Genomic DNA, 13,371 nt, shown 5'->3' on the forward strand with positions numbered 1-13,371 from the left:
GTCTAGCTTTTTCAAGAAGGGAGTGATAGAAATGAACGCAGCAGCAAGCAAGGGCACCTCATTCGTTCATTTGCATGCCCATAGCGAATACAGCCTTCTGGACGGGGCGGCCCGGATCAAGGAGCTTGTCGCGAGGGCCGCCGAGCTCGGCATGGAGGCGCTGGCGCTGACGGACCATGGCGTGATGTACGGCGCCATTCCGTTCTATCGCGCGTGTCTGGCGCACGGCATTAAGCCGATTATCGGCTGCGAGCTGTATATGTCCGCCGGCTCCCGGTTCGACAAGGGCTCCCGCAAGGATAACCCGATCTATCATTTGATCGTACTGGCGAAAAACGCCGCGGGCTACCGAAACCTGATGAAGCTGTGCACAATCGGCCACTTGGAAGGCCATCATTATAAACCGAGAGTCGACATGGAAGCGCTGGCGGCCCATTCGGAAGGACTAATCGTATTAAGCTCCTGCCTAGCGGGAGAAGTGTCCCAGCATTTGCTGCATGATCGTCCCGATGAAGCGCGGGCGGCCGCGCTTCGTTACCGCGATATTTTCGGGGACGACTACTACTTGGAGCTTCAGGATCACGGCATGCTGGAGCAGAAGAAAGTGGCCGCCGCCATGATCGAGCTCGCTCGCGCTACCGGCATCAAGCTCGTCGCGACGAACGACGTACATTATTTGCGTCCCGAGGACGCGGCCGTGCAAGACGTCCTGATCTGTATCGGTACGGGCAAGACCATTGACGATCAGGATAGGATGCGCATCGCTACGGATCAGTTGTATTTGAAGAGCGGCGACGAGATGGCGTCATTGTTCCGCCATGTGCCCGAAGCGATTGCCCATACGGTTGAGATCGCGGACAAATGCCGCCTGGAGCTTACGCTTGGCCGCGCCGCGCTCCCCGTATTCCGACCCGTGCCGCAGGGCGCCACTTCGGCTTCTTACTTGGCCGAGCTGTGCCGCGACGGGCTGCAGGCGAGATACGCCGGTCTGCCCGAGTGGATGGACGGCTCGGATTTCCGCGCCAAGGCGGAGAGCAGACTGGCCTACGAGCTGAACGTCATCGAAAATATGGGCTTCAGCGATTATTTCCTCATCGTCTGGGATTTCATCCGGTTCGCGCACGACCGCGGCATCCGGACGGGGCCGGGCAGGGGCTCGTCCGCCGGCAGTCTCGTCGCCTACACGCTGCGGATTACGGATGTGGACCCTCTGAAGTACAAGCTGCTCTTCGAGCGCTTCCTCAATCCGGAGCGGGTCACGATGCCGGATATCGATATCGACTTCAACGACGAGCGCAGGGACGAGGTTATCGCGTACGTCTCCGCCAAATACGGCGATGAGCATGTCGCACAGATTATTACCTTCGGCACGATGGCGGCCAAAGCGGCGGTCAGGGACGTCGGCCGGGCGATGAACGTTCCGTTCCAAGAGGTGGACCGCGCCGCCAAGCTTATTCCGAATCAGCTGGGCATAACGCTGGAGGAGGCCCTTCGCATTAGCGGCGAGCTGCGGGAGGCTTGCGAGCGCCAGCCAAAGACGGACGCCATGCTGAAGATGGCGCTGAAGGTCGAAGGGATGCCGCGTCATGCCTCTACCCATGCGGCGGGGGTCGTCATTTCGCAGGAGCCCCTGACTCATTACGTCCCGCTGCAGGGTGGGAGCGAATCGATTCCGCTGACGCAATACTCCATGGAGAACCTGGAGGCGATTGGCCTTCTTAAGATGGACTTCCTCGGCTTGCGCACGCTCTCCATTCTGGAGAGGTCGCTTGCCTGGGTGAAGGAGCAATTCGGAAGGACAATCGATTTCCGGAATATAAGCGATTCCGATCCCGACACGTACGCCATGCTCGGGAGAGGCGATACGACGGGCATTTTCCAGCTCGAGTCGACCGGCATGAGGCGCGTACTGAGGGAACTGAAGCCGTCGACGTTCGAAGATATCGTATCCGTGCTGGCGCTGTATCGTCCGGGACCGATGGAATTTATTCCGAAATACATCGGAGGCAAACACGGCGCGCTCGCGGTCGAGTACCCCCATCCTTCGCTCGAGCCGATTCTGAAGGATACGTACGGCATCATCGTTTACCAGGAGCAGATCATGCAGATCGCCTCGCTTATGGCGGGCTTCTCGCTCGGCGAAGCGGATCTCTTGCGTAGAGCGGTATCCAAGAAAAAGCGCGAAGTGCTGGACGAGGAACGTTCGCATTTCGTCAAGGGAAGTCTAGCGCAGGGGTACGGCGAGGAAGACGCGAACCGGGTCTACGACATGATCGTTCGATTCGCCGATTACGGGTTCCCGCGCGCGCATGCGGCGGCGTACGGGGTGCTGGCTTTCCAGACGGCTTGGCTGAAGGCGCACTACCCGGTGCCGTTCATGGCCTCGATGCTGGCGTCGGTGACGGGCAACATGCGCAAGACCGCGGAATATGCCGACGAATGCCGCAGAATGGGCATCGAGGTGCTGCCGCCCGACATTAACGGAAGCAGCACCTCCTTCACCCCTTCCGAAGGCGCGATCCGGTTCGGCTTGGCCTCCATCAAGAACGTCGGCACGCAGGCGATCGAGGCGATACTGAAGGAGCGGGCCGCGGGGCCATACGAAAGCCTGCTCGACCTTTGCAAGCGGGTCGATCTGCGCGTCGTGAACAAGCGCGTGCTGGAATCGCTTATCCAGGCGGGGGCATTCGATTCGCTGCCGGGGCACCGCTCCCAGCTGCTCGCCGCGCTTGAAGAAACAGTGGAAGCGGCGGTGAAGTGGCGCAAGGAGAAGGAGGAGCTGCAGATCGAGCTGTTCGGCTTCGAGGAGGTTCAGAATTGGGATGTCGAGCTGCCGGACATTCGTCCGTTCACAACGTCTCAGAAGCTGGATTTCGAGCGGGAGCTGCTAGGCATGTATTTGTCCGGTCACCCTCTCGACTCGGCGGCCGAGCAGCTGGATAAGCTGGAGCTCGACAGGCTGATCGATCTGAACGACGTGGAAGAAGGAGCGATCGCGATTATCGGGGTCATGATCGCCGGGCTGAAGCCGTTCACGAACAAGAAGGGCAACGCGATGGGGTTCCTCGAGGTCGAGGACCGCGTCATGAGAGTCGAAGCGGTCGTGTTCCCGAACGTCTGGAAGAGAGTGCACGGTAAGCTCGCCAAGGACGGCCTTGTCATCATGCAAGCGACCGTCCAGCACGGGGACGAGGAGTACAAGCTTCTGGTGGAAGACGTCGTGCCGATCGCGGGGGCGGACGAGTATTTGGCGGCTCAGGTCAAGCGGCTGCGCCAGAGCGCCCGCATGCGAGCGTCAAGAGAGCCGTACCCTAGAACGCCGCAGGGCGAGGGAGCAAGACCTTCCGGCCAGCATCGTAACGGAACAGGGCAGGGCCGTCCCGAGACCACGGCGGCGGCAGCCTTAACCCAGCGTCCGCAGACAGCGGATTCGCTTGCATCCGCCGACGGGAACAAGAAGCAAAGATTGTTCGTTAAGATAACGGCGGAGAGAGAGCAGCCGGACGTCCTGAGCCAATTAAAGGATTTGCTCATTTCGCAGCCGGGACCCATGGATACGGTTTTGTTCTATGAAAGGGAGAATAAGATGATGGCGCTAAGCGACAGTCATCGCGTGAACGGTTCGCCGCAGCTCAGGCAGGCGATCGAAAGGCTGCTTGGGGCGGGGACGGCTGTCGTGAGGTAACGGGCGATTTCGCGGGTATTCGAGATTTCTATGCACATATTGGCTTGTACGAGCATATGCATAGAGATACAAGCAGCCCACGAGAGGAATGGTGCCCGTGAACGGAATAGAGAAATGGCTGGAGAAGCGCGGCGTAACGATTGAAGACGTTGCGGAGATTGTCTACAATTTGCAGAGGCCTTACAATGCGGATCTCCAAATGGACGAGTGCCGGGATAGCGTCCGCGCCGTATTGGAGAAAAGGGAGGTTCAATACGTCCTGTACACCGGCATTGCTCTGGATGAGCTGGCCGAACGGCGACTCCTTCCCGAGCCTCTTCAAGCTATAATGGAGAAGGACGAATCGCTCTACGGCGTTGACGAGACGCTGGCGCTCGGCATAACGAACGTATACGGCATGATCGGCCTCACCAGCTTCGGCTATTTGGACAAGATGAAGCCGGGCATCATTCGGCAATTGAACTTGAAGGGCGAAAAAATTCACGTATTCCTCGACGATCTAGTCGCGGGCCTGGCGGCGGCCGCATCCGCGCGCATCGCGCACGGTGACCCGAAGGCCATCCGATATCATTTGCCCGAATCGCCATAACTATGTTATCATTATCGCATCATATGGCCTTTTGGCGGGATACGGAAGGAATCGTAAGCTGCGCCACCATAGAACGGCACGGGTCCGGGCTGCGGAAGCTCGCAGCCGGCGCTTCGTGTCTTACCATAAGACGGCGACAGCCGTTTACGCTTGCTAGGATAACTTTGCTTTACGCGGGTTTTCAGGAGGTACCAGGATGTGGACGGTCATCTATATCGCACCAACAGCAAAAATGGCAGAGAACATCAAGAAACGGCTTACGGAAGAAGGTTTTTTGGTCAAGATCCGGCCCGTCAATCTGTCCAAACAGCAATATGAAATTCTGGTTCCGTCAGGCGAGTTGGAAGAAGTGCAGGAAGTGTTCAATTCCATCATTCGTCCCTGATGACAGTCTATTCACTATTGCGCCTTGAGAGGTGTCACATACGTGCAAATAAAGGACTTATTTTCGAAGAAGAAGTACGCAACCATCCCTTCGGAGCGCCCCAAGCGCGATATTCCCGAAGGATTGATGAATAAGTGCTCCAAGTGCGGCACCATTCAGTACTCCAAAGAATTAGAGAAAAATTTGAAGGTCTGCTCGTCATGCGGACATCATTACCGGTTGAACGCATGGGAACGGATCGGGATGACGCTCGATGACGGGCATTTGTTTGAATACGACGCCGGCATGGAGTCCGTGGATCCGCTAGGTTTCCCGGGTTACGCGAATAAGCTCGAGCAGCAGAAAGCGAAATCGAATCTGCGGGATTCCGTCGTGACGGGCGAAGGCAAGATCGGGGGCTTCCCGGTCGTCGTCGCGGTGATGAGCTTCGATTTCTTCACGGGGAGCATGGGCTCGGTAGCCGGGGAGAAGATAACGAGAGCGATCGAAGCCGCGCACGAGAAGAAACTTCCGCTCATTATCTTCTCCACGTCAAGCGGAGCTCGCATGCAAGAGAGTATTCTAAGCCTCATGCAGATGGCGAAAACAAGCGCGGCCCTCGCGAAATTCCAAGGCGCCGGAGGCTTGTACATATCCGTATTCACCGATCCGACGACAGGAGGCGTATCCGCCAGCTTCGCGAGTTTGGGCGACTACAATTTGGCCGAGCCTGGCGCGCTCATCGGCTTCGCGGGCAGAATCGTTATCGAACAGACGATTCGCCAGAAGCTGCCGGACAACTTCCAGACGGCGGAATTCAATCTTCAGCACGGTCAGCTCGACAAAGTCGTTCACCGCAAAGATATGAAGGCTACGCTTGCGAAGCTCCTGGACATGCATGCCGTGAAGGAGGAATCGATCCATGGCGAATGAACTGCCCTTTGAGAAGCCGATTATCGAGCTTCGCCAGAAGATCAAAGAGCTGAAGAGCCTAAGCGTCGGCAAAGGCATCGATTTCTCGGAGGAAATTCTGAGGCTGGAGGAACGCTGCAAGCAGCTGGAAGAAGAGCTGTACAGCGAGCTGACCGCCGCCCAGAAGATGCACTTGGCGAGACATCACCAGCGTCCGACATCGCTTGATTTCATCGGAGAAATTTTCTCCGATTTCATGGAGCTTCACGGGGATCGGTTGTTCGCTGACGATCTAGCAATTGTTGGCGGCCTGGCCAAGCTGAACGGGGTACCGGTCACGGTTATCGGCCATCAGCGCGGCAAGGATACGCGCGATAACATCGCCCGGTTCTTCGGCAGCCCCCATCCGGAGGGCTTCCGCAAAGCGCTTCGTCTCATGCAGCAGGCCAACAAATTCGGTCGCCCGATTATTACGTTCATCGACACGAAAGGCGCCTACCCCGGCAACACCGCCGAGGAACGGGGCCAATCCGAAGCGATTGCGCGCAATTTGAGGGAGATGGCCGGATTTGGCGTGCCTATTATTTGCGTGGTCATCGGCGAAGGCGGCAGCGGCGGAGCGCTTGCGCTCGGCGTCGGGAACCGCGTGCTTATGCTCGAGAACGCGATCTATTCGGCCATTTCGCCGAACGGCGCGGCATCCATTCTTTGGAAGGATGCATCGAGAGCGGATCAAGCCGCCGAGGCCATGAAGATTACGGCCAAGGATTTGCTGGAATTCGGCATTATCGAAGAGATTATCGAAGAGCCGCAGGGCGGCGCGCATCGCGATCTGGAATTCCAATCCGAGAAGATCAAAGCGGGCCTATGGAAGCATCTGCAAGAGCTGAAGCAGCTTACGCCGGAGCAGCTGATTGAAGACCGCTACAACAAATTCCGCAAGGTCGGCTATTTCCAAATAGCCGAAGCAGAAGCGGGCGAGCAGGCTGCCGCTCGTGGAGAGACGCCCCGCGCCGAAGCGCAAGGCAACGAGACCGCTCCCACGCTTTAACTAGTTAGGTATACAATCGCGATTTACGCGGGACAAGCCCGCGTAGCCGCGTGTATTTCATATGAATTAGACCAAGACATTTAGGCACTAAACGGAGGAAATTTAACATGCGCAAAACAAAGATCGTCTGTACAATCGGCCCTTCCAGCGAGTCGCTGGAGAACACGAAGAAATTGATTCAGGCTGGGATGAACGTAGCTCGTCTGAACTTCTCCCACGGAGATTTCGAGGAGCACGGCAACCGGATTAAGAACATCGGACTGGCTAATCGCGAGCTGGGCACATCCGTAGCGATATTGCTGGACACCAAAGGACCTGAGATTCGTCTCGGCAAGCTGAAGGAAGAACCGATCGAGCTGGTGCAAGGCGATGCGATCACGCTCACGACCGAAGAAATTCTGGGCGACCGCAGCCGCATTCCGGTAACGTACAGCAATCTGCCTAACGATCTGTCGGTAGGTTCGACCGTCCTGATCGACGACGGCCTGATCGGACTTACGGTGGAATCGATCGAAGGAACGGAAATCCACTGCCGCATCGTCAACAGCGGACCGATCAAGAGCAAGAAGGGCGTGAACGTGCCGGGCGTCAAGATTTCGCTGCCGGGCATTACGGAGAAGGACGCGGGAGACATCGTGTTCGGCATCGAGCAAGGCGTCGACTTCATCGCGGCTTCGTTCGTGCGCAAAGCGAGCGACGTTCTGGAAATCCGCGAGCTTCTGGAGAAGCACAACGCGAGCCATATCCAAATCATTTCGAAGATCGAGAACCAAGAAGGCGTGGACAACCTGGACGAGATTCTGGAAGTATCCGACGGCCTGATGGTAGCCCGCGGCGATCTCGGCGTTGAGATTCCGGCGGAGGAAGTTCCTCTCGTTCAGAAGATGATGATCAAAAAATGCAATCGCGCGGGCAAGCCGGTTATTACGGCAACGCAAATGCTGGATTCGATGCAGCGCAACCCTCGTCCGACTCGCGCGGAAGCGAGCGACGTAGCGAACGCGATCTTCGACGGCACGGACGCGATCATGCTGTCCGGCGAGACGGCTGCCGGCAAATATCCGGTCGAATCCGTGCAAACGATGTCCCGCATCGCGGAGCGCGCCGAAAGCGCGCTTGAGTATCGCGAGATCTTCACGAAGCAAGCGAATGCGCAGCAAACATCCGTGACCGAAGCGATCAGCCAAGCGGTGGCGAACTCCGCCCTCGACCTGAACGCGAAAGCGATTGTTACGTCTACGCAAAGCGGCTTCACGGCGCGCATGGTATCCAAGTATCGTCCGAAAGCTCCGATCATCGCCGTAACGACAGACTCGAAGGTGATGAAGCGACTGGCACTTGGCTGGGGCGTTATTCCGGTTCAAGGCGCGGATGCCGATACAACGGACGAAATGTTCGAGAATGCGGTGAAAGGCGCCATGAGCACGGGATTGCTGAGCCTTGGCGATACGATCGTCATTACGGCAGGCGTTCCGGTTGGACGCGCCGGCACGACGAACCTGATGAAGATTCACCATATTGGCGAGCTGCTTGCCAAAGGGCAAGGCATCGGCAGCCAGACGGTAACGGGCAAGCTGGTTGTTGCCCGCAACCCGCAGGAAGCCGTCTCCAAAGTCGAGAAAGGCGATATTCTTGTCGCTATCTCCACGGATAAAGAATATATGCCGGCCTTCGAGAAAGCGGGAGCCGTTATTACGGAGCAAGGCGGTATTACGAGCCATGCGGCCGTATGCGGTCTGAACCTTGGCATTCCGGTTATCCTGGGCGTTAGCGGCGCAACCGATTCGCTTAAGGATGGCATGGAAGTAACCGTGTACGCGGAGACGGGCTTCATCTACTCCGGTCAATCGAAAGTACTGTAATACCCCATATAAATGGCTCTAGAATGGAAAGCGATGGTGATGTCACCGTCGCTTTTTGTTCCATTCACGCACATATTCGGTAAGGAAAGAAGAAGGTGAAATAAGAAATGGCGCTAAACGGAATTTGGCGGCTGCATCCGCTTCGGGTAAGATATCAGGAGACCGACCAGATGGGTGTCGTTTTTCACGGGAACTACGTGACCTGGTTCGAAATCGGAAGAACGGAATGGATCAGGGCTGCAGGCTACGATTACAAATCGATTGAGAGCAACGGATTGCTGCTCCCCGTCGTAGATCTATCTTGCCAGTATATCGCTCCCGCAAGGTATGACGATACCGTCGTCATCTGTACAAGAATCGAATCGTGCACGCCGCTTCGGATCTCGTTCCAGTCCCAGGTCCGGAAGGTCAAGGAAGAGAATTTTGCGAATGCGGAAATTCCATTCGGCGAGGCGCTGCCCGGCGATCTCCTGGTCGAAGGAGGCACGAAGCACGTATGGGTGAATACGGACTGGCAGCCGGCCAGGCTGAACAAAGTAATGCCGGAATTATACGCGGTTGTCAGCGGAGGAGAATGACGGGCTGACGACAATCGTAAGCATGTAGAACAAGAAGGGAGGAATAGGATGTATAAGTGGATTCTTGCGGCATTTTTGATCGTGCCCGTTATCGAATTATGGGGGATCCTGCAGATGGGGGAATGGATCGGCGGGTGGAACACGTTTTTTATTATTTTGGCCATGAGCGCCCTTGGCGCGTATTTCGCCCGTTCCGAAGGGCGCAAGGTGTGGCTGGAAGCCCAGAGACAGCTTCAATCCGGCCAGATGCCCGGGCGTGCTATCGTAGACGGAATTATTGTCCTGTTCGGAGGGCTGCTTCTTCTGACCCCCGGTTTTTTCAGCGATATCCTCGGTCTAGTCTTGCTTCTGCCTATCACCCGTCCTATTTTTCGTCATATGGTGTTACAGTGGCTCGAGAAACGGATGCGTAACGGCAATTTCACGATCCGAAGATTTTAGGCTTGTTTACGCTGGCTTTACATTTCGTTAATATGGCAATAATAGTAAGCCGTCATAATAGGGAAGATGTTGTAGGTTTGCTGACGCAAACCTAAGTTTATGCTTACGACGTGGGTTTACTTTGTAAACCCTGTAGGAGGAAACACCTAATGACCAAGCTATTGTCCCCTTACGTTAACCGTGATTTAAGCTGGATCGAGTTTAATCGAAGAGTGCTGGAGGAAGCTCAGGATACGCGAAATCCCTTGCTTGAACGCGCGAAGTTTCTGTCGATCGTATCCAGTAATTTGGATGAGTTCATGAGCGTTCGCGTGGCCGGCATTCAAGACCAGATGAGAGCGGGACTGACGAAGACGGATTTTACGGGCTATACGCCCGCGGGTCTCTGGAAGCGATTGATCAAACGCGCGACGAGCATGGTGTTCGAGCAGTATCGTACTTACCGTGAAGTGACGAGATGTCTGGCCAAGGAAGGCATCTGCATTCGTGCCGTTGACGAGCTGAACGCGACTCAGAAGAAGGCGGTTTCGGATTATTTTCACGAGATCGTGTTTCCCGTACTGACGCCGATGGCGGTGGACCAGAGCCGGCCTTTCCCGCTTGTTCATACGAAGGAGCTCTATCTTGCCGTCTTGCTGAAGCGCGAGGATGCCACGGATGAGGAAGAGCCGCTATTCGCTATTGTGCAGGTGCCGTCGATCCTGTCCCGCTATGTGCCGGTGCAAGGCCGCATCAACAGCAAGAAGCAGGAATTCGTTCTGCTGGAAGACGTCATCGAGCAATTCATCGATACCCTGTTCAATGGCTATATGCCTTTTGCGGTGCACCCGTTCCGGTTGACGCGCAATGCCGATCTGACGCTGAACGAGGAAGGCGCGGAGGATCTGCTCGAGGAGATCGAGAAGGAGCTGCGCAGACGGAGATGGGGGATTCCGGTCCGTCTGGAAGTAGCCAAAGGCATGCATCCGTATGCGCTGGAGACGCTGCGCGACGAGCTGGAGATCGAAGATAATCTGTTCGAAATCGACGGGCCGCTCGACCTAAGCTTCTTGCTCCGGTTCGTGGGCAGTCTGCCTGGATATGATAATTTGCGTTACGAGAAGATGGAGCCGGTCTATCCGAGAGAATTCGACGAAAGCGATGATATGTTCGAGATCATTCGGCAGCGCGATGTACTGATGTATCATCCCTACGAATCGTTTGAAGCGGTGAACGACTTCGTGCTGCAAGCCGCTTACGATTCCGACGTTCTGGCTATTAAGATGACGCTGTACCGGGTGAGCGGACAGTCCGCGCTAGTCCAGGCTCTGGCGAAGGCGGCGGAGGCCGGCAAGCAGGTGACCGTTGTCGTAGAGCTGAAGGCAAGATTCGACGAGGAGCGCAATATCGCTTGGGCGAGACAGCTTGAGAAGGCGGGCTGCCATGTCGTATACGGGTTGGTCGGACTGAAAACCCATGCGAAAATACTGCTTGTCGTCAGACGGGAGCAAGGCACGCTGCGGCGATATGTTCACGTCGGTACGGGCAACTATAACGATAATACGGCCACGTTATACACGGATATCGGTTTGTTCACCGCCCATCCCGTTATCGGCGGGGACGCATCGGCTTTGTTTAATGAAGTCACCGGTTATTCGTCCCCCTATGAATGGAAGGCGTTCGGCGTGGCGCCGACGGATTTGCGGGAGAAGCTGTTCCGGCTGATCGACCGGGAACGGGACAACGCCCTCGCCGGGCGGAAGGCGCATATTATTGCCAAAATGAATTCGCTGTCCAATCAGGATATGATCGACAAGCTGTACGAAGCGTCGCAGGCGGGGGTCAAAATCGATCTCATCGTCAGGGGCGTCTGCTGTTTAAGGCCGGGCGTACCCGGCCGCAGCGAAAATATTAAGGTATTCAGCATTGTAGACCGTTACTTGGAGCATGCAAGAGTCATGTACTTCTATAACGGCGGGGAGGAAGAGGTGTATCTCTCCAGCGCGGATTGGATGACCCGCAACCTGATGAAGCGCATCGAGCTCATGTGTCCGGTGTTCGATCCGGGCCTTCGCATGATCCTGATCAATATGCTTCGCCTCAACTTGGAGGATGACGTGAAGGCGAGGGAGCTGAAGCCAAGCGGCTTATATGAGCCTGTTGCAAGCCGAAGCGACACGCCTTTCCGCAGCCAGTTCGAAGCGAAGAAGATCCAGCTTTGGAAAGGCCATGCCTAAAGGTGAATGTTCAAAATGCCCGGTTGAACAACCTCTTAGAGGAGCACGGGTTCAAGCTCCCATTGCTTCTTGAAATCAGACGCGATTTCTTCGAGCTCCCTGCGTTCGACCGCCAGGGAGCCTCTTATTTGCAGAGGCCGAATCAGCATGAGCCTGTCGGTCGTCCGGACGGTCAGCTGGCCGATCGCCTGCGTCTCGCTCCGATCCAGCGAGGCAGCCAGCTGAAGAAGGAGGCCGAGCTTGCAGATCAGCTCGATGTCGCTGTCGCTTATAAGCGAACGATATTCGGCGACTTGGCTTTTGACCTTGCTTTTGCTCTTGTAGGAGGCGATGGAAGCCGTCAAGATGATTTCCCTGTGCGTCAGTCCGTTCAAATGCGAATGGATGATCAGGTAGAAGGAATGTCTGGCATAATCGTAATATTCGATGGATGCTCCGATCCGGTGGAGCTGGGAGGCGCAATCCAGCAGCGTTCTAGCCCTGGCGTCGAAACGGTGAACCGGCTGCAGGTCGTCGTAAATTTCGAGGGCAAGACGGTTCACCTGCATGACGTGCTGTCTCGGCGCTTCGGTATGCAAGGCGCTAATGTTCCGGAGGCTGAAGGACAGCGGGTCGTCCAGTTTAGGACGGTTCGGGAAGCGCGTGGCGTGGAACAGACCGTCCCGCAGACCCGCGCCGCATATTTGGTAATGGGAAGCGCGGGCGGCCCGGAATACCGCTCGCAGCACGGCGATCCCCGGCACGATGACGTCAGCGCGGTCTTTGGACAAGCCGGGCGTCTTGCGCCTTCTGTCGAGAGGCTGCCTGCGAAGCGTCTGGAACAGCTCGTCTACGCTGGATTCGGTCATTTCATAGTTATGCGTCTGGGCAAAAGGATACTGATGAACCGCCTGATGCACCTTGCCAAGGGCGCGTACCGTCCCGCCGACGCCGACCAGCGGCAAGCCCGGCGCTTCGCGAATCCACGAGTGACCGCGGACGGCTTCCCCTACGATCGATTCGATTGCCTTCAAAGCGTCGTCGGACAGCTGCTCTCTCGAATCGAATTTCTTGTTCAGGCTGACGCACCCGAACGGGAAGGAAACCGAATGAACCAGCTCGCGTTCGCGGAAGAGCGAGAGCTCGGTGCTGCCGCCGCCGATGTCGATTAGGAATCCTTCGGATATATTTAGCGAATTGATCATGCCGAGGAAACCGAATGAAGCTTCGTCGATGCCGGATAGCAGCTCGATCGAGAGCCCGATTTCGTCTTTGATCCGGCGCAAGATGGTTTCCCGGTTGGTGGCGTTGCGGACGGCGGCGGTGGCTACCGCTCGGATGTGCGCGATGCCGTGATGCGAGCAGATTCGCATGAAATGCCGAAGCGTGTCTATCAGCTCGGACAGCGCGTCGTCCTGCAATGCTCCGCCTTCATCTATTTTGCCGCTCAGCCTGGCGGACCGTTTGCTGGCGTCGACGACGCGGTGAGCGCCGTTATCGGTTCTTTCGTACACGACAAGCCTGACGGAGTTGGAGCCAATATCGATAATGCCAATGCGTTGTCCGGTCATGTAGTACCTCCGTGCGGCGATCCGGGGACGCCGATTGTATTCAGGTCATTTTACCATAATCATGCCGCCGAATCGAAGTATAATCCCATAGTCCCCGTGGAATAATTAGCTGTCGGGAAGCGG

Annotated in this window: 10 protein-coding genes; 9 read left to right on the forward strand and 1 reads right to left on the reverse strand. The window is 56.5% G+C overall.

Going from position 1 to position 13,371, the window contains the following annotated elements; all coding sequences use genetic code 11:
* Positions 1-31 precede the first annotated feature (31 nt).
* The 9 genes from NQZ67_RS01570 (at position 32) to ppk1 (ending at position 11,698) form a co-directional block, all read left to right on the forward strand.
* Entirely contained in the window at positions 32-3,685 is a 3,654-nt protein-coding gene (locus NQZ67_RS01570; RefSeq protein WP_257442092.1) for a DNA polymerase III subunit alpha, read from the forward strand.
* An 88-nt stretch (positions 3,686-3,773) separates the two neighbouring features.
* Positions 3,774-4,274, forward strand: coding sequence for a phosphatidylglycerophosphatase A family protein (locus tag NQZ67_RS01575; protein WP_257442093.1), 501 nt, complete (start codon positions 3,774-3,776; stop codon positions 4,272-4,274).
* Between the two features lie 196 nt (positions 4,275-4,470).
* A complete protein-coding gene (locus NQZ67_RS01580; RefSeq protein ID WP_119603116.1) occupies positions 4,471-4,659 on the forward strand; it encodes a glutamate decarboxylase in 189 nt (62 codons plus the stop codon).
* A gap of 42 nt (positions 4,660-4,701) precedes the next feature.
* Positions 4,702-5,571, forward strand: a complete 870-nt coding sequence (accD, locus tag NQZ67_RS01585) for an acetyl-CoA carboxylase, carboxyltransferase subunit beta (protein WP_257442097.1) — start codon at positions 4,702-4,704, stop codon at positions 5,569-5,571.
* Positions 5,561-6,601, forward strand: coding sequence for an acetyl-CoA carboxylase carboxyltransferase subunit alpha (locus tag NQZ67_RS01590; protein ID WP_257442098.1), 1,041 nt, complete (start codon positions 5,561-5,563; stop codon positions 6,599-6,601). Before accD ends, NQZ67_RS01590 begins: the two co-directional genes overlap by 11 nt.
* A 107-nt stretch (positions 6,602-6,708) precedes the next feature.
* The gene (gene pyk / locus NQZ67_RS01595) at positions 6,709-8,463 is read left to right on the forward strand and encodes a pyruvate kinase (RefSeq protein WP_257442099.1); all 1,755 of its coding nucleotides are present in this window, start codon (positions 6,709-6,711) and stop codon (positions 8,461-8,463) included.
* A gap of 107 nt (positions 8,464-8,570) precedes the next feature.
* Complete coding sequence (locus tag NQZ67_RS01600) at positions 8,571-9,041, forward strand: acyl-CoA thioesterase (protein ID WP_257442100.1); 471 nt, start codon at positions 8,571-8,573, stop codon at positions 9,039-9,041.
* Between the two features lie 48 nt (positions 9,042-9,089).
* Complete coding sequence (locus tag NQZ67_RS01605; RefSeq protein WP_257442102.1) at positions 9,090-9,482, forward strand: FxsA family protein; 393 nt, start codon at positions 9,090-9,092, stop codon at positions 9,480-9,482.
* Between the two features lie 149 nt (positions 9,483-9,631).
* Positions 9,632-11,698: a polyphosphate kinase 1 gene (gene ppk1 / locus NQZ67_RS01610; RefSeq protein WP_257442103.1), complete on the forward strand. Its 2,067-nt coding sequence runs from the start codon at positions 9,632-9,634 to the stop codon at positions 11,696-11,698.
* Between the two features lie 35 nt (positions 11,699-11,733).
* Here the strand turns inward: ppk1 and NQZ67_RS01615 are convergent, their stop codons facing one another.
* Positions 11,734-13,248: a Ppx/GppA family phosphatase gene (locus NQZ67_RS01615; RefSeq protein ID WP_257442104.1), complete on the reverse strand. Its 1,515-nt coding sequence runs from the start codon at positions 13,246-13,248 to the stop codon at positions 11,734-11,736.
* Positions 13,249-13,371 lie beyond the last annotated feature (123 nt).

Source organism: Paenibacillus soyae (genome assembly GCF_024623455.1).
Lineage (GTDB): Bacteria > Bacillota > Bacilli > Paenibacillales > Paenibacillaceae > Pristimantibacillus > Pristimantibacillus soyae.